Here is a 15,674-nt window from a genome sequence, read left to right on the forward strand (position 1 = left end):
TCCTCGATATTCCGGCGCGCTCCCGCGGTGCTCCTGGCTCGTGCGCGCGATTCGGTGCCCCGGTGCGAGGTCCGGATCGGCCGCCGGTGATCCGGCCCGTCCGAGCGGAACCGGTTCCGGCGACGGGGGTGTGCGATGAGCGGGGAGGAGAAGGTTCGGCTCGCTCGTGCCTACCTGGCGGCGGTGGCCGAACCCCCGGCGCCGGCGTTGGCCGCCTGCGTCGCCGAACGCGGGCCCGTCCGCACGGCCGCACTGGTTCACGGCGGTTCGGCCCCCGGCGCGGTGGCCGACGAGGTCGAGTCCCGGCGGCGGCACGTCTCGGGCGCGGATCTCCTGGCGGCCACGCGGCGGATCGGTGCGCGGCTGCTGATCCCGGAAGATCCGGACTGGCCCGCGGAGCGGTTCGGACTGCTCGCCGGGGCCGCCGAGGTCGGGGTACCGGGCATGGCGGCACCGCTGGCTCTGTGGGTGCGCGGCCAGGCCGATCTCGGCACGGCGCTGACCACCTCGGTGGCGGTGGTCGGGGCTCGCGCGGCGACCGGGTACGGCGAGCACCTCGCCGCCGAGCTGGGGCACGGTCTGGCCTCGGCCGGGTGCGCGGTGGTCTCGGGCGCGGCCTACGGCATCGACGGCGCGGCGCACCGGGGCGCGCTGGCCGCGGGAGGAACAACCGTCGCGTTCCTTGCCTGCGGCATCGACATCGACTACCCGGCGGGGCACGGCCGGTTGTTGCGCGCCATCGCGCAGCAAGGAGTGGTGGCGACGGAGTACCCGCCGGGCACCACGCCCCGACGACATCGGTTCCTGGTGCGCAACAGGCTGATCGCGGCGTGCGGCCAGGGCACCGTGGTCGTGGAGGCCGGGTCGCGAAGCGGCGCGGGCAACACCGCGAACACCACCGACGCGCTGGGGCTGCCGCTGATGGCGGTGCCGGGACCGGTGACCTCGGCGAGTTCGGTGGGCTGCCACGACATGGTGCGTTCCGGGAAGGCGGTGCTGGTGACGTCCACGCCCCAGGTGCTCGAAATGATCAACCCGCTCGGGGCGGCGCCACCCGTCGATCCGGTACCGGCCGCTCGCCGCACCGACGCGCTGGAGCCGCGTGCACGACAGCTGCACGATGCGGTCAGCGCTTGCAACGGAGCGGACGCTGACCGGCTCGCGCAGGAATCCGGGTTGTCCCTGCGCGCCGTTCGGGCCCTGCTGCCGGAGATGGAGCTGGCCGGCCTGATCGAGCGGAAGGAGGGCGGTTGGGCGGTGAGCGCCGGGTGAACGTGCGGTGATCGACGGCGGCGCCGCGGGTGGGAGCGTGTTCACGGCGTGGCCCTCTTGACCGGACCACGTCCAAGGGCGAGCGTTTGCACCATGGAACGCAGACGGTCCGGCGCCGCGGCCAGAACGGACCTGCGCGCGGCACGCGCATCGCTTCCCGACGAGCTGGGTTCCGCGGTGGATCGGTTCCAGCGCCACGTCTCGGCCGAGCGCGGCCTGTCCGAGCACACCGTGCGCGCCTACCTCGGTGACGTGGTCTCGCTGCTCGCCGACGTCGCGAACTCCGGCCCGGGACTGGACCAGGTCACGCTGCCCGCGCTGCGGTCGTGGCTGGCGGGCCAGCACGCCCAGGGCATCAGCAGGGCGACGCTGGCGCGCCGGGCCGCGTCGGTGCGGACCTTCACCGCGTGGGCGCACCGCACCGGGCTGCTCGCCGTCGACCCCGGGCCCAGGCTCACTGCCCCGTCCAAGCACCGGGCGCTGCCGTCGGTGCTGCGCGCCGACCAGGCGGACTCGGCGATGACCGCCTCCGCGGCCGGGGCCGAGCAGGGCGACCCGGTCGCCCTGCGCGATCACGCGCTGCTGGAGCTGCTGTACGCGACCGGGATCCGGGTGGCCGAGCTGTGCGGGCTCGACCTCGATGACATCGATCACGAACGGCGACTGCTCCGCGTGCTCGGCAAGGGGAAACGGGAGCGCGCCGTGCCGTTCGGCGTACCCGCCGATGCGGCACTGGAACGCTGGCTCTCGGCGGGACGGCCCGAACTCCGCACCGGAGGTTCCGGCCCGGCGGTTTTCCTGGGCGCCCGCGGCGGGCGGTTGGACCAGCGCATGGCACGCCGGGTGGTGCACGACGCAGTGCAGGCCGTGCCCGGCGCGGCCGATCTCGGACCGCACGGGCTGAGGCATTCGGCTGCGACCCATCTGCTCGAAGGAGGAGCAGACCTCCGTAGCGTTCAGGAGTTGCTTGGTCACGCTACGCTCGCAACGACCCAGCTTTACACCCACGTGACCGTCGACCGGCTGAAGGCGATTCATGACCGAACCCACCCCCGTTCCTGACGACGCCGGGGGCGGTGCCCGCACCGTGGCCACGGAGGCGACATCGAGATCGACGTCGTCGAGGACGAGTCTCCCCGGCGAGCCGACCGCGCGGCGCAGCCAGAACGGCCACGACACGAGCTCCGGCACCAACGGCGCGCAGGTCAACGGCAGCCGGCACACCGACGGCGCGGCCACCCCCCAGGGGGCCGCGGCGCAGTCGGACACGGCCACCCGATCCAGGGTCGACCAGGGTGCTGACGCGGCGAAGCCCTCGACACCGGGGCGCCTGTCGTACCTCGTCGCCGACGACCAGCGCAGCGCTGACGACGTCGAAGCGGGCATCGTGGCGCTCTGGCACGCCTTCGGCGAACACCGCGATCAAGGGCTGCGGGACCGGTTGGTGCTGCACTACGCGCCGCTGGTGAAGTACGTGGCCGGCCGGGTCGGCACCGGGCTGCCCTCGCACGTCGAGGTCTCCGACCTGGTGCAGTCCGGCATCTTCGGGCTGGTCGACGCGATCGAGAAGTTCGAGCCCGAACGCGGCCTGAAGTTCGAGACCTACGCCATGCAGCGGATACGGGGCGCGATCCTGGACGACCTGCGCGCGCAGGACTGGGTACCGCGCTCGGTGCGCAGCCGGGCCAGGGACCTCGAGCGCGCGCTGGAGCGGTTGGAAGCGAAGCTGCAGCGCCACGCCACGGACGTGGAACTGGCCGACGAGCTCGACGTGTCCGCCGACGAGCTGCACGACCTGTTCGCGCAGCTGCAGATGACCAGCGTCGTCGCCCTCGACGACCTGATCAGCGTCGGCCGCGGTAGCGCCTCGCTCGCCGAGACGCTGCCCGACGACCGGGCGGAGGACCCGGTGGCGGCCCTGGTGGACCGGGACAGCCGCAGGCAGCTGGCGGAGGCGGTGGAACGGCTCAGCGATCGCGACCGGGTCGTGGTGACGCTCTACTACTTCGAGAACCTCACCTTGGCCGAGATCGGCAAGGTGCTGGGGGTGACCGAGTCCCGCGTCTGCCAGCTGCACACCCGCGCTGTCCTGCGCCTGCGCAGCAAGCTCACCGAACCTCAGCCGTGATCACGGCCTAGCGCTCGAACGTGCTGGACTCACGAACCGGCTGGAGCTTCCGCGTCCCAGGGCAGCAGCCGCACCTCGACCCCGCCGAGCAAGGCGAGAGGATCGAGGTAGTCCGCGTCGCGGCGGGCGCCCCAGTGCAGGCACGCCGGCGCCGCGCAGCCGGGATGCCCCGGTTCGAGGACGCCGATCGGCTGGCTCGCGGCGACGTGGCGGCCGGCCTCGACGGTGGGGCGAACCGGCTCGTAGGTCGTGCGCAGGCCGTCCGCGTGCTCGATGGACACCACGGGGCGCCCGGCGAGCAGTCCGGCGTAGCCGACGACGCCCGCATCGGCCGCCGCCACGGTGGCTCCGGGCGCCCCGGCCAGGTCCACGCCGCGATGTCCGGGGCCGTAGGCGCTGGTGGGCGGCACGAACGGGCGTGACACCGCGGAGCCGGGCAGCGGGTGGTGCAGCGGGTGGTGCAGCCCGGTCTGCGGCGGGGTAGGCGCGACACCGGGCTCCGCGCCCGGTGCGGTCGCGGCGGTCGCGGGGAACACCGCGGGCGCAACGATCAGCAGCACCGGCAGCAGCCGCGTGAGCAGGCCGGACCGGACGTGTCCGGAGCGCCGGTGACCGGCGCGGACGGGGAAGATCCGGGGGAGCGGGAGCATGCTTCCACCGTGACCCGCACGGCGCGGCCTGGACAGGGGCAATCCGGAAATCTGTGGATGAATCGGCCGCCTGTGGACAACTCGCGACCTCGCCCTGGGCGGCTTTGCCCGTCGAGTACACTATTAACGCGGTTTCGTGTGCGCACGATCCGACTTCGCGTGTCCGCGCGTCGCCGTCGGGAAACCGAACAACTCCACTCCCGCACCTGTGGTCCGCTCCTGGCGGTCCCGTACCGCGCTGAACGGCTTCGGCCTCCGGCTCGGCACGGCCGAACGGGAAACGCGAGACCACCCGGTCCGATCGATGATCGACCCGGTGTTCGGGAGCAGGGCGGTTCGGAGCTCCGGCGCAACGAGCGGTGCCTTCGAGGTCCCGGCCCGCAGGGCCAGGGTGGGGGCATCGGGCGCGGGCACCAGGGCAGCGGGCCACCCGGCTCGCCGCGAGAACCGAACCGCGCACCGCTCGGCGGTGCGCCCGACACAAGAGGTGCGAACAAGGCCATGGCCGTCGTCACCATGAAGCAGCTGCTCGACAGCGGCGTGCACTTCGGGCACCAGACCCGGCGCTGGAACCCGAAGATGAAGCGCTACATCTTCACCGAGCGCAACGGCATTTACATCATCGACCTGCAGCAGGCGCTGTCCTACATCGATGCGGCTTACGACTTCGTCAAGCAGACGGTCGCGCACGGCGGGACGATCCTGTTCGTCGGTACCAAGAAGCAGGCTCAGGAAGCCATCGCGGAGCAGTCGCTGCGCGTCGGCATGCCCTACGTGAACCAGCGCTGGCTGGGCGGCATGCTCACGAACTTCCAGACCGTGCACCGTCGCCTCCAGCGGCTCAAGGAGCTGGAGACCATGGAGCAGACCGGTGGCTTCGAGGGTCGCACCAAGAAGGAAATCTTGATGCTGACCCGCGAGAAGGACAAGCTCGAGAAGACCCTCGGCGGTATTCGCGACATGTCCAAGATCCCCAGCGCCGTCTGGATCGTGGACACCAAGAAGGAGCACATCGCCGTCGGTGAGGCTCGCAAGCTGGGCATCCCGGTCGTGGCGATCCTGGACACCAACTGCGACCCGGACGAGGTCGACTACCCGATCCCGGGCAACGACGACGCGATCCGCTCCGCCGCGCTGCTGACCCGCGTGGTCGCCGACGGTGTCGCGGCGGGCCTGATGTCCCGCAGCGGCCGTGGCAACGGCGCCGCCGAGGGCGAGGAGAAGCCGCAGCCGACCGGCGAGGAGCCGCTGCCCGAGTGGGAGCAGCAGCTGCTGGCCACCGGTTCCGGTGAAGGCGCTCCGGCCCCCGCGGCCGACGAGCAGCCCGCTCAGTCCTGATTCAGTCGTGCTGGTCACCCGCCGTCCGAGCGGGTGACCAGCACGATCTTCGCGCCGACCGGCCACACTGGTGGCCGAGGCCAGTGGCGGCGGGCATCGCTGATGCGGCCGCCGCCTCTTTCGCGTCGCGAGCGGTTTCCGAAGGTTCTGGTTCCACCGGAGATCGCCGCTGAAACTTCCGCTGTGCACACATTCCGAAAAAGGACGGACCCGCACGATGGCTAACTACACTGCGGCCGACGTCAAGCGTCTCCGTGACCTGACCGGCGCCGGCATGATGGACTGCAAGAAGGCCCTCACCGAGACCGACGGGGACTTCGACAAGGCCGTGGAGGTCTTGCGCATCAAGGGTGCCAAGGACATCGGCAAGCGCGCCGAGCGCTCCGCCGCCGAGGGCCTGGTCGCCGCCGAGGACGGCGCGATGATCGAGCTCAACAGCGAGACCGACTTCGTCGCCAAGAACGACGAGTTCATCTCCCTGGCCGAGCAGGTCGTGAAGGCCGCCAAGGCCGCGAACTCCTCCGACCTGGAGATCGTCAAGGCCGCCCCGCTGGGCGACAAGACGATCGGTGAGGCCGTGCAGGAGCTCGCCGTCAAGATCGGCGAGAAGCTGGAGCTGCGTCGCGTCGCCGTCTTCGACGGCCAGGTGACGACCTACCTGCACCGCCGCGCCGCGGACCTGCCGCCGGCGGTCGGTGTCCTCGTCGAGTACACCGGTCCCTCCGAGGACGCGGCCCGCAACGCCGCGATGCAGGTGGCGGCCCTGAAGGCCACCTACCTGACCCGCGACGACGTCGCGGAGGACGTGGTGGCGAACGAGCGCCGCATCGCAGAGGAGACCGCGCGCGCCGAGAACAAGCCGGAGCAGGCCCTGCCGAAGATCATCGAGGGTCGGCTCAACGGCTTCTTCAAGGAGAACGTGCTGCTTGACCAGCCGTCGGTGCAGGACAACAAGAAGACCGTCAAGGCCCTGCTCGACGAGGCTGGCGTGACCGTGACCCGCTTCGCGCGGTTCGAGGTCGGCCAGGCCTGATCTCGCCCGGTGCGGCGGTCGCGACCGCCGCACCGGTTTCGCGCCGCCGCCGGTTCGCTCTGGGCGTTCCCGGCGGCGGGGTTCGCGACCTGCACGCCCCGCCTCCGCCCCCTGGGAGGGCGGGGCGTTCGCGCAGCGCACCGCTGACGGTGCACTTCGATCACCGCGGAACAACAGCCTCACGGGAGGAACCCAGTGACCGACGACGGTCTGTCGGAAGACGGCTATGGGCGTGTGCTGCTCAAACTGGGCGGTGAGATGTTCGGTGGCGGTGCGGTCGGCGTCGACCCGAACGTGGTCGGCACGGTGGCCAGGCAGATCGCCGAGGTCGTGGCGGGCGGCGTCGAGGTCGCCGTGGTCATCGGCGGCGGCAACTTCTTCCGCGGCGCCGAACTGCAGCAGCGCGGCATGGAACGCGCTCGCGGCGACTACATGAGCATGCTGGGCACGGTGATGAACTGCCTGGCGCTGCAGGACTTCTTGGAACGCGAGCACGACATCGACACCCGGGTGATGACGGCGATCGAAATGGGCCAGGTCGCCGAGCCCTACATTCCGCGCCGCGCGATCCGGCACATGGAGAAGGGCCGCGTGGTCATCTTCGGTGCGGGGACCGGCATGCCGTACTTCTCCACCGACACCGCGGCGGCGCAGCGCGCCCTGGAGATCGGTTGCGAGGTCGTGCTGATGGCCAAGGGTGTGGACGGGGTCTACACCGCGGACCCGAAGACGGACCCGACCGCGGAGCGCTTCGACGCGGTCAGCCACCGCGAGGTGCTGGAGCGAGGGCTCAAGGTGGCCGACGCCACCGCCTTCAGCCTCTGCATGGACAACCAGATGCCCATCCTGGTGTTCAACCTCCTGGAGGAGGGCAACATCGCTCGCGCCGTGCGCGGTGAGAAGATCGGAACCCTGGTCAGCACCCCGGCCGCAGCGTCCGCGTGACCGTGCTGGGATCCTGATCAGGTCCGCTACCGACGCCGCCGCGTCGCACGCGGCGCGCACTGTACACATCGGCCGGCACACCTAAGGAGCAACCGTGATCGACGAGACTCTCCTCGAAGGCGAGGAGAAGATGCAGAAGGCGGTGCAGGTGGCCAAGGACGACCTGGCCACGGTTCGCACCGGCCGCGCCAATCCGGGGATGTTCGCCAGCGTCGTCGTCGACTACTACGGTTCGCCGACGCCGCTGAACCAGCTGGCCAGCATCAGCGTGCCGGAGGCGCGGTTGGTCGTGGTCAAGCCTTACGACGCGAGCCAGCTCGCCGCGATGGAGAAGGCCATCCGGGATTCCGACCTGGGCTTCAACCCGTCCAACGACGGGCAGCTGATCCGGATCTCCATTCCTCAGATGACCGAGGAACGCCGCAAGGAGATGGTTAAGCTCGCCAAGCACAAGGGCGAGGAAGGCAAGATCACCGTGCGCGGTATCCGGCGCAAGGTCAAGGAAGAGATCGACCGAGTCGTCAAGGACGGCGAGGCCGGTGAGGACGAGGGCACCCGCGGCGAGAAGGAGCTCGAGAGCCTGACGCACCGCTACACGGCCCAGATCGACGAGCTCGTCAAGCACAAGGAAGCAGAGCTCCTCGAAGTTTGAGAGGCTGTCTTGCAACTGTGGTTCGCGGCTGCCGGGCCGCTTTCGCCGGCGGCGCCCGAGTGGGCGCCTGGTCGTTCCCGCTCGTGCCTTCCTCAGGTCCGGGCGCACGAGGTCCGGGCTCCGGGTGTGCTGGTACCGGGCGATCTTCGGTGACGACCAGCCAGCGCGAAGGTGAGTCCGGGATGTCCGCTTCCGTACCGGACCCGCCGTCGCGCCCGTCTCGCGCAGGTCGCGACCTGCGAGCGGCGATCGCTGTAGGTGTCGTGCTCGGCGCCGCGATCATCTTGTCGTTGCTGATGCTGCGGCACCTGTTCATCGGCATCGTCGCGGTGGCCGCCGCGGTCTCCACGGTGGAACTCGCCGGTGCGCTGCGCCGCGGCGCCGACATCCGGGTCAGCCTGCTGCCGGTGCTCGTGGGCGGCCAGCTGATGATCTGGTTGTCGTGGCCGTTCGGCCTGCGCGGGCTGCTGGTCGCCTTCACGATCACCACGCTGGGCTGCTTGGCCTGGCGTTTCCGGCTGGGCGTGGACGGTTATCTGCGCGACGTGACCGCTTCGGTGTTCACCGCCGCGTACGTGCCGATGTTCGCGTCGTTCGCCGCGATGCTGGCGGTGCCGGAGGACGGCGCGTTCCGCGCGCTGTGCTTCATGATCGGCGTCGTCGCCTCGGACACTGGGGGCTATGCGTTCGGGGTGCTGCTGGGCAAGCACCCGATGGCGCCGTCGATCAGTCCGAAGAAGTCCTGGGAGGGCTTCGGAGGTTCGATGCTGACGGGCACTGTCGCGGGGGCGCTGTCGGTGACGCTGCTGCTGGAGGGCCAGTGGTGGCAGGGCGCGTTGTTCGGCGCCGCTCTGGTGTGCAGCGCGACGCTGGGCGACTTGATGGAGTCGGTCATCAAGCGGGACCTAGGCATCAAGGACATGGGCAACCTGCTGCCGGGGCACGGCGGTCTGATGGATCGGATGGATTCGCTGCTGCCGTCCGCGGTGGTGGCGTGGATGATGCTGTTCTGGTTGCTCCCGCAATGATCTGGTCGTCGTGGTGATCGGCTCCGATCCGGAGCCCCGGGTCACGCCGAGCCCGAACATCTGGCACTGGCCGGAGGTCTACGAGCGGGAGAACCGGGCGCAGGATTCGACCGGCGCGCTGTGGAGCGCGCTGCGCGACCGGTGCGACTGGGCGGGCCGGGACGTGGTGGACGTCGGGTGCGGCGACGGATTCCACTTGGAGGTCTTCGCGGAGTCCGCGCGGTCGGTGATCGGAATCGAGCCGCACGCGCCGCTGGTGGAGCGGGCGCGGCGGCGGGTCGCCGGGCTCTCGGGGGTGGACGTCCGCAGGGCTCCCGCGCAGCGGCTTCCGCTGGCCGACGCGAGCGTCGACCTGTTGCACGCGCGGACGGCGTACTTCTTCGGCCCGGGCTGCCAGCCGGGTTTGGCCGAGGCCGAGCGGGTGTTGCGGCCCGGCGGCACGCTGGCGATCATCGATCTGGACGGCTCGTGCGAGCCTTACGGGAAGTGGATGCGGGCGGACGCGCCTCGCTTCGACCCGCCTGCGGTGGAGCGGTTCTTCCAGCTGCACGGCTTCGACAGCGAGCAGGTGCGGACGGTGTGGCGGTTCGGCGATCGCGCGGAGCTGGCAGCGGTGCTGGGGATCGAGTTCTCGCCGAAGGTGGCGCGTCGTGCGCTGCGCGAGGTCTCCGGGTGCGCGCTGGAAGTGGGCTATCGCCTGCGAATTCGCACCCGTCCGCTGGGGCTGCTTCGCGGTTCGTGAATTTCGAATTCCCCTTTCCGGATTCGGGTCGGGTTTTCCGGTGGGGTACCGACTGGTAGTTCCTTGCTCGGGAAAACACCTGCTGGGGCAAGGGATTGCTGCATCCCGGCAAGGTTGCTGACACGTAAAGTAGTTGCGGATCTCGATCGGCTGGGAATAACAACCGGCCAGACTATTAAGCCGAGCAGCATTATCGAGTACCGTTACCCTTCGGTGCTCTTGTCGCGATGCGAACGCCCCCGAATGACGCCTTGTTCCGGGGCTCCCGGCGTGATCGACTTGTGGCGGCGACGAGATGTGTGCGCCCGCTGCAACGACGCGGCGGCAGCGCCGCCCGCAGGTCCAGCAGCGACCCGCGACGGTGCCCCGTGACCGACCGCGGCCTCCAGCGCCGACCACGGCACACCGAGATGACCACCGAAACCGGTCAGCAGATCCACGATCGCGCCCGGCGAGCCGTTCCCGGACGGCCACGGGCCGGCGGCCCGACCCCGCCCGAGAAGACGCGCAACAGGAGCGACCAGATGGCCATTCACGCGGGGAGACCGGTGACCGCGGGCCTGAGCCAGGTCGCCCGGATGGATCGACGCGAGCGAGCGCGGCTGGTCCGCGAGCTGTCCCGGCAGCACCCGACGTTCCGATCGCTGTGGCGGCAGGTGATGTTCGCCAGGGGCATCGCGTTCACCTCGGTCCTGGCGCTGGCGCTCGCCGTGATCCTGCTGGTGCAGGCGGATGTGCCCACGCGATGGGTGTCCGCGCTGGTCCTCGGCGGCCTGGCCGGGTTCGCCTACGTGGCGATAGTGCTCACGGATCACCGGTTCGACCTGCTGCTCGCGGTGCTCGGTGCGCACCGCACCGATGAGCTGCACGGACGGCTGCTCACCGATGAGCTCTACGGCGCCGAGGCGGTCGAGAAGGAGGTCTCGCCGAGCGAGCCCGCTGATCGTTCCGGCGAGGAGGAGGCCGGCAGCAGGGAATGGGACGAGGGCAGGCGTCGCGCCTGCTGAAGTGCTCAGGTCCGGATCGAGAGGGTGCCCGCGATCTCGGTGCCGAGGAAGTGCGTTTCGGCCTGCGCCGGTTCCCCGATGCGCACGACCAGCGGGCCGCCGAACGGTTTGCGCTCCACGACCTCGATCCGCGCGCCCAGCGTCATCCCGTGATCGGTGAGGTAGCGCAGCAGCTCCGAATCGGTGTCCCAGACCCGCGCGATGGTGCCGATGGTGCCGGGTTCGACCTGGTCGAGCAGCCGAGTGCTGGGCTTCTCGACGATGCCGTCCGCTGTGGGGATGGGGTCGCCGTGCGGATCGTGCGTGGGGTTGCCGAGCTTGGCGGCGATGTGCTCGATCAGTTCGTCGGAGACGGCGTGCTCCAGCGCGTCGGCCTCCGGGTGCACTTCGTCCCAGGTGTAGTCGAGCACCTCCACCAGGAACAGTTCGAGCAGCCGGTGCCTGCGGAGCACGTCGTAGGCCAACCGGCGGCCGTCCGCGGTGAGCTCGACGCTGCGGTACCGGACGTGGGTGACCAGCCCCAGCTGCGCCAGCTTGGTGATCATCCCGGACACCGACGAGGGGCTCAGCCCCAGCCGCTGCGTCAGCGTCGCGTTGGTCACGGCCACCCCGCGCTCGCTGAGCCCGTAGATCGCCCGGACGTAGTCCTCGACGGACGCCGACGGGCGTTCGGCCATGCTTGTCATGCCATCCACGATAGGAGACCGGACGGTGCCACGAGTGGGTGGACTATCCGGCCGAAGCCGCCTCCGCCCGCCGCGCGCGTCGGCGCAGCACCTCGCGCAGCAGGCCCTGGCCCGGCGCGAACAGGTAGGCGAGCAGGAACAGCGAGGCCTGGCAGAGCACGATCATCCCGCCGGTCGAGGTGTCCAGGTGGAAGCTCAGGTAGGTGCCCGCGATGCCGCTGCCGACCGACAGCGCTGAGGCCACGACCAGCATCCGGGGGAAGCGCCGGGTGAGCAGGAACGCGGTCGCGCCCGGAGTGATCAGCATCGCCGTCACGAGGATCACCCCGACGGCCTGCAGCGCGACGACCACGGTCAGCGCGAGCATGGTCAGCAGCAGCGCCCCGATCAGGCGCGGTCGCAGCCCGATGGCGTGCGCGTGGGTGGGGTCGAACGCGTAGAGCGTGAAGTCGCGGCGCTTGATCATCGCGATCGCCAGCGTGATCGCGCTGATCACCAGGACCTGCGCGATGTCTCCGTCGGTGACGCCGAGGACGTTGCCGAACAGGATGTGGTTGAGGTCGACCTGGCTGGGGATGCGCGACACCAGCACCACGCCCAGCGCGAACAGCCCGGTGAACACGACGCCGATCGCCGCGTCGCCCTTGAGCTTCGTGGTGCCGCGCACCGCACCGATCATGGCCACCGCGAGTCCGCCGAACAGGAACGCCCCGACGGAGAACGGCAGCGCGAACACGTAGGCCAGCACGACCCCGGGCAGCACGGCGTGCGACACGGCATCGCCGAGCAGGGACCAGCCGATCAGCGTCACCCAGCACGACAGCACCGAGCACACCAGCGCCGCGACGACGCTGACCAGCAGCGCGCGCCGCATGAACCCGAACTGCAGCGGCTCCAGCAGCCAGATCGCGATGTCGTTCATCGGGCTCCTTCCGCCACGCCGAAGGTCCGGGCGAGCGTTTCCGGGGCGAGCACGTCGGCGACGGGACCGTGCGCGAGGACCCGCTGGTGCAGCAGCACCGCCTCGTCGCACAGCGCGGGTGCGCCCGCGAGGTCGTGCGTGGAGATCATGATCGTGCGGCCCTCGTCGCGGAGTCCGCGCAGCAGCTCGCTGATCATCGCCTCGGAGCCCTTGTCCACTCCGGCGAACGGTTCGTCGAGCAGCAGCAGCTCGGCCTCCTGCGCGATGCCGCGAGCGACGAAGGCCCGCTTGCGCTGGCCACCGGACAGCGCGCCGATCGGATTGCGGGCCAGCGCGGTGAGTCCGACCCGTTCCAGCGCGTCAGCGACGGCGGCCCGGTCGGCGGGCCGGGCGCGGCGGGTCGGCCCCATCCGGCCGTAGCGGCCCATCAGCACCACGTCGGCCACGGTGACCGGGAAGGTCCAGTCGACCGCCTCGGATTGCGGCACGTAGGCGACGAGCCCGTCGCCGCGGGCGCGCTTCGGGTCGCGGCCGAGCAGCCGGATCTCGCCGCTGTCCGGGTGCACGAGCCCCATCAGGGCCTTGAACAGCGTGGACTTGCCGGATCCGTTGACGCCCAACAGCCCGCACACCCGTCCCGGCGCGATGTCCATGGTCACGTCGTCGAGGGCGAGCGTCTCCCGGTAGGAGACGGTGACGTGCCGTGCCAGCACGCTCATCGGGAACCTCCGGAGAGTCCGGTGACGATGGTTTCGGCGTCGTGGCGCAGCAGGTCCAGGTAGGTGGGGACCGGCCCGCCCGGTTCGGACAGGGAGTCGACGTAGAGCTTGCCGCCCAGCCGCGCGTCCGTCTCCTCGGCGACCTGGCGCTGGGCTTTGTCGTTCACGGTGGATTCGCAGAACACGGCCGGTATCCGCCGGTCGTCGACGAACCGGGTGGTGTTCTTGATCTGCTGCGGGGTGCCTTCTTCGTCGCTGTTGACCGGCCACAGGTACGCCTCGCGCAGACCGGTGTCCCTGGCGAGGTAGGAGAAGGCGCCTTCGCAGCTGACCAGGGCCCGCTGCGCCTCGGGGATCCGGGCGATCTCGGTGCGCAGGTAGGTCTCGATCTCGTCGAGCCGCCGCGTGTAGTTCTCGGCGTTGACCCGGAACGTCTCGGCGTGCGCGGGGTCGAGCTTGGTGAGCGCGTCGCGGATGTTCGCGACGTAGATCTTGGCGTTGCGCGGCGACATCCACGCGTGCGGATTGGCCTTGCCCTCGTAGCCCCCGGCTTCGACGGGGATCGGTTCGACGCCGGCGCTGAGCGTCACGTGCGGGGCTTCGCTGCGGGCCACGAACTGGGCGAACCAGCTCTCCAGACCGAGCCCGTTGTCCAGCACCAGATCGGATTTCGCGGCGGTGAGCAGGTCGCTGGGCGTGGGCTCGTAGCCGTGCACCTCGGCGCCCGGCTTGGTGATCGACTCGACCTCGATCGCGTCCCCGGCGACGGCCCTGGTCATGTCGGCGAGCACGGTGAAGGTGGTGACCACGGTGCGCTTGCCGTCGTCGGCGCGGCTCAGGTCGACGTCGCAGGCCGCCACCAGGGGCACCGTCGCGGCCAGCGCGGCGAGCACGGCCGCCGCACGCCGCGCTCTCGGCTGGCCGCAGCGAAAGTTTCGCTGGCGCGGAGAGCTGATTTTCGGCACTCCGAAACTTTAACCGATGGGGTGAGGGTCGACCAGGGCCGCCGGTCCGCGGACGGGCCGACGAGCCGCCGGTGCCTTCGTGGGACACTGGTCGGCGCTATGTCGACTTCACTTCCGCTGGTCTTCGACGCGCCCAAGCGCGGCATGCCCCCTCGCCACCTCGCCGACCTGTCGGTCGAGGAGCGCCGCGCCGCCGTAGCCGAGCTGGGCGAGAAGCCGTTCCGCGCCAAGCAGCTCGCGCACCACTACTTCGGCAGGCTCAACGCGGACGTGGAGTCGATGACCGACATCCCCGCGGCGAGCAGGGAGAAGCTCGGCGCGGACCTGCTGCCGACGCTGCTGAGCCAGATCCGCACGCTGGACACCGACGAGGGCACCACGCGCAAGACGTTGTGGCGCGCGCACGACGGCACGCTGATCGAGAGCGTGCTGATGCGCTACTCCGAGCGCGCCACCGTCTGCATCTCCAGCCAGGCGGGCTGCGGCATGGCCTGCCCGTTCTGCGCCACCGGCCAGGGCGGCCTGCAGCGGAACCTGTCCACGGCGGAGATCGTGGACCAGGTGCGCACGGCGGCGGCGATGATGCGGGACGGCGAAGTGCCGGGCGGTCCGGGGCGGCTGTCGAACGTCGTGTTCATGGGCATGGGCGAGCCGCTGGCGAACTACAAGCGGGTCATCGCCGCGGTGCGCCGGATCTGCGACCCCGCGCCGGAGGGCCTGGGCCTGTCGCAGCGTTCGGTGACGGTCTCCACGGTGGGCCTGGTGCCCGCGATCAAGCGGATGACCGAGGAGCAGCTGCACGTGACGCTGGCCGTGTCGCTGCACACCCCGGACGACGAGCTGCGGGACACGCTGGTGCCGGTGAACAACCGCTGGAACGTCGCCGAGGTGCTGGAGGCGGCCCGCGGCTACGCCGACCACACCGGGCGCCGGGTGTCGATCGAGTACGCCCTGATCCGCGACATCAACGACCAGCCGTGGCGCGCGGACCTGCTGGGCAAGCTGCTGCACAAGCACCTGGGCCAGTTCGCGCACGTGAACCTGATCCCGCTGAACCCGACGCCGGGCAGCAAGTGGGACGCCTCGCCGAAGCCGGTGCAGCGCGAGTTCGTGCAGCGCGTCCGCGACGCGGGCGTGCCCTGCACGGTCCGCGACACGCGCGGCCAGGAGATCGCCGCCGCCTGCGGCCAGCTCGCCGCGGAGGGCTGAACAGCCCGCCGATCGCGCGGCAGCGGGGTGCCGCCGCGGGTTCGCGGGCCTGGTCCCGGAGCAGTCACTCAGGTGACGGGGCGACTTCATCAAGTCGGATGATCTCGTTCGAGTCCGGCCGAGCCGGCGCACCGCGCGGACTGGTTGCCGCGTCACATACCCGCGGGCGGTCGTGCGCTGCAGCGACCAGCGCAGAATTCCACGATCACGCTCGTGCCGGGGTGCCGCGACGATCGGTGCACGATCATCGCGGCGTCCCGCGCAAGGGGTGTCCATCGACCGTGTGGGGGCTCTGGAAAAACGGACCTGCCGGAGATCATGCTGGTGAGCGTGGTCCTGACCGACCGTCGGGACCGCGTCGGCCTGATGCCGATGCCC

16 protein-coding genes are annotated in these 15,674 nt (G+C 70.6%); 11 read left to right on the top strand and 5 right to left on the bottom strand.

The window, feature by feature from the left end:
* Positions 1-135 precede the first annotated feature (135 nt).
* The 3 genes from dprA (at position 136) to whiG (ending at position 3,400) form a co-directional block, all read left to right on the top strand.
* Positions 136-1,272, top strand: coding sequence for a DNA-processing protein DprA (dprA, locus tag OOZ19_RS26195; RefSeq protein ID WP_266092824.1), 1,137 nt, complete (start codon positions 136-138; stop codon positions 1,270-1,272).
* Between the two features lie 93 nt (positions 1,273-1,365).
* Positions 1,366-2,334, top strand: coding sequence for a tyrosine recombinase XerC (locus tag OOZ19_RS26200; protein ID WP_266092825.1), 969 nt, complete (start codon positions 1,366-1,368; stop codon positions 2,332-2,334).
* On the top strand, positions 2,309-3,400 hold the full coding sequence (gene whiG, locus OOZ19_RS26205; protein WP_266092826.1) for an RNA polymerase sigma factor WhiG: 1,092 nt from the start codon (positions 2,309-2,311) through the stop codon (positions 3,398-3,400). Before OOZ19_RS26200 ends, whiG begins: the two co-directional genes overlap by 26 nt.
* A 29-nt stretch (positions 3,401-3,429) precedes the next feature.
* Here the strand turns inward: whiG and OOZ19_RS26210 are convergent, their stop codons facing one another.
* Positions 3,430-4,050: a murein hydrolase activator EnvC family protein gene (locus tag OOZ19_RS26210; protein WP_266092827.1), complete on the bottom strand. Its 621-nt coding sequence runs from the start codon at positions 4,048-4,050 to the stop codon at positions 3,430-3,432.
* A gap of 501 nt (positions 4,051-4,551) precedes the next feature.
* Between OOZ19_RS26210 and rpsB the strand changes: the two genes are divergently transcribed.
* The 7 genes from rpsB (at position 4,552) to OOZ19_RS26245 (ending at position 10,795) form a co-directional block, all read left to right on the top strand.
* The gene (gene rpsB / locus OOZ19_RS26215) at positions 4,552-5,388 is read left to right on the top strand and encodes a 30S ribosomal protein S2 (RefSeq protein WP_266092828.1); all 837 of its coding nucleotides are present in this window, start codon (positions 4,552-4,554) and stop codon (positions 5,386-5,388) included.
* 217 nt (positions 5,389-5,605) lie between these two features.
* A complete protein-coding gene (gene tsf, locus OOZ19_RS26220; protein WP_266092829.1) occupies positions 5,606-6,421 on the top strand; it encodes a translation elongation factor Ts in 816 nt (271 codons plus the stop codon).
* Between the two features lie 195 nt (positions 6,422-6,616).
* Complete coding sequence (gene pyrH, locus OOZ19_RS26225; RefSeq protein ID WP_266092830.1) at positions 6,617-7,366, top strand: UMP kinase; 750 nt, start codon at positions 6,617-6,619, stop codon at positions 7,364-7,366.
* A gap of 94 nt (positions 7,367-7,460) precedes the next feature.
* Positions 7,461-8,018: a ribosome recycling factor gene (gene frr, locus OOZ19_RS26230; RefSeq protein WP_266092831.1), complete on the top strand. Its 558-nt coding sequence runs from the start codon at positions 7,461-7,463 to the stop codon at positions 8,016-8,018.
* 182 nt (positions 8,019-8,200) lie between these two features.
* Positions 8,201-9,046 carry a phosphatidate cytidylyltransferase gene (locus tag OOZ19_RS26235; RefSeq protein WP_266092832.1) on the top strand — a complete coding sequence of 282 codons (846 nt, stop codon included), beginning with the start codon at positions 8,201-8,203 and terminating at the stop codon, positions 9,044-9,046.
* A 13-nt stretch (positions 9,047-9,059) separates the two neighbouring features.
* Positions 9,060-9,788 (top strand): class I SAM-dependent methyltransferase, encoded by a 729-nt coding sequence (locus tag OOZ19_RS26240; RefSeq protein ID WP_266092833.1) that lies wholly within the window; start codon positions 9,060-9,062, stop codon positions 9,786-9,788.
* 524 nt (positions 9,789-10,312) lie between these two features.
* A complete protein-coding gene (locus OOZ19_RS26245) occupies positions 10,313-10,795 on the top strand; it encodes a hypothetical protein (protein ID WP_266092834.1) in 483 nt (160 codons plus the stop codon).
* Between the two features lie 5 nt (positions 10,796-10,800).
* Here OOZ19_RS26245 and OOZ19_RS26250 read toward each other — a convergent pair whose 3' ends face one another.
* Genes OOZ19_RS26250 through OOZ19_RS26265 form a run of 4 tightly spaced genes read right to left on the bottom strand, consistent with a single transcriptional unit; the run spans position 10,801 to position 14,015 of the window.
* Entirely contained in the window at positions 10,801-11,472 is a 672-nt protein-coding gene (locus tag OOZ19_RS26250; RefSeq protein WP_416309510.1) for a metal-dependent transcriptional regulator, read from the bottom strand.
* A gap of 52 nt (positions 11,473-11,524) precedes the next feature.
* Positions 11,525-12,403 carry a metal ABC transporter permease gene (locus OOZ19_RS26255; RefSeq protein WP_266092836.1) on the bottom strand — a complete coding sequence of 293 codons (879 nt, stop codon included), beginning with the start codon at positions 12,401-12,403 and terminating at the stop codon, positions 11,525-11,527.
* On the bottom strand, positions 12,400-13,122 hold the full coding sequence (locus OOZ19_RS26260) for a metal ABC transporter ATP-binding protein (RefSeq protein WP_266092837.1): 723 nt from the start codon (positions 13,120-13,122) through the stop codon (positions 12,400-12,402). Before OOZ19_RS26260 ends, OOZ19_RS26255 begins: the two co-directional genes overlap by 4 nt.
* Positions 13,119-14,015: a metal ABC transporter substrate-binding protein gene (locus tag OOZ19_RS26265; protein WP_266092838.1), complete on the bottom strand. Its 897-nt coding sequence runs from the start codon at positions 14,013-14,015 to the stop codon at positions 13,119-13,121. Before OOZ19_RS26265 ends, OOZ19_RS26260 begins: the two co-directional genes overlap by 4 nt.
* A 171-nt stretch (positions 14,016-14,186) precedes the next feature.
* Here OOZ19_RS26265 and rlmN point away from each other — a divergent pair, with 171 nt between their 5' ends.
* The gene (rlmN, locus tag OOZ19_RS26270; RefSeq protein ID WP_266092839.1) at positions 14,187-15,296 is read left to right on the top strand and encodes a dual-specificity RNA methyltransferase RlmN; all 1,110 of its coding nucleotides are present in this window, start codon (positions 14,187-14,189) and stop codon (positions 15,294-15,296) included.
* Positions 15,297-15,674: the final 378 nt, after the last annotated feature.

Source organism: Saccharopolyspora sp. NFXS83 (genome assembly GCF_026241095.1).
Taxonomy (GTDB): Bacteria; Actinomycetota; Actinomycetes; order Mycobacteriales; family Pseudonocardiaceae; genus Saccharopolyspora_C.

What these genes read in the sequence shown, in the direction of transcription:
- OOZ19_RS26260 (WP_266092837.1), bottom strand. Translation starts at nt 13,122, where the DNA reads ATGAGCGTGCTGGCACGGCACGTCACCGTCTCCTACCGGGAGACGCTC.
- OOZ19_RS26210 (WP_266092827.1), bottom strand. Translation starts at nt 4,050, where the DNA reads ATGCTCCCGCTCCCCCGGATCTTCCCCGTCCGCGCCGGTCACCGGCGC.
- rlmN (WP_266092839.1), top strand. Translation starts at nt 14,187, where the DNA reads ATGTCGACTTCACTTCCGCTGGTCTTCGACGCGCCCAAGCGCGGCATG.
- tsf (WP_266092829.1), top strand. Translation starts at nt 5,606, where the DNA reads ATGGCTAACTACACTGCGGCCGACGTCAAGCGTCTCCGTGACCTGACC.
- OOZ19_RS26245 (WP_266092834.1), top strand. Translation starts at nt 10,313, where the DNA reads ATGGCCATTCACGCGGGGAGACCGGTGACCGCGGGCCTGAGCCAGGTC.
- whiG (WP_266092826.1), top strand. Translation starts at nt 2,309, where the DNA reads ATGACCGAACCCACCCCCGTTCCTGACGACGCCGGGGGCGGTGCCCGC.
- OOZ19_RS26200 (WP_266092825.1), top strand. Translation starts at nt 1,366, where the DNA reads ATGGAACGCAGACGGTCCGGCGCCGCGGCCAGAACGGACCTGCGCGCG.
- dprA (WP_266092824.1), top strand. Translation starts at nt 136, where the DNA reads ATGAGCGGGGAGGAGAAGGTTCGGCTCGCTCGTGCCTACCTGGCGGCG.
- OOZ19_RS26255 (WP_266092836.1), bottom strand. Translation starts at nt 12,403, where the DNA reads ATGAACGACATCGCGATCTGGCTGCTGGAGCCGCTGCAGTTCGGGTTC.
- rpsB (WP_266092828.1), top strand. Translation starts at nt 4,552, where the DNA reads ATGGCCGTCGTCACCATGAAGCAGCTGCTCGACAGCGGCGTGCACTTC.
- OOZ19_RS26250 (WP_416309510.1), bottom strand. Translation starts at nt 11,472, where the DNA reads ATGGCCGAACGCCCGTCGGCGTCCGTCGAGGACTACGTCCGGGCGATC.
- OOZ19_RS26235 (WP_266092832.1), top strand. Translation starts at nt 8,201, where the DNA reads ATGTCCGCTTCCGTACCGGACCCGCCGTCGCGCCCGTCTCGCGCAGGT.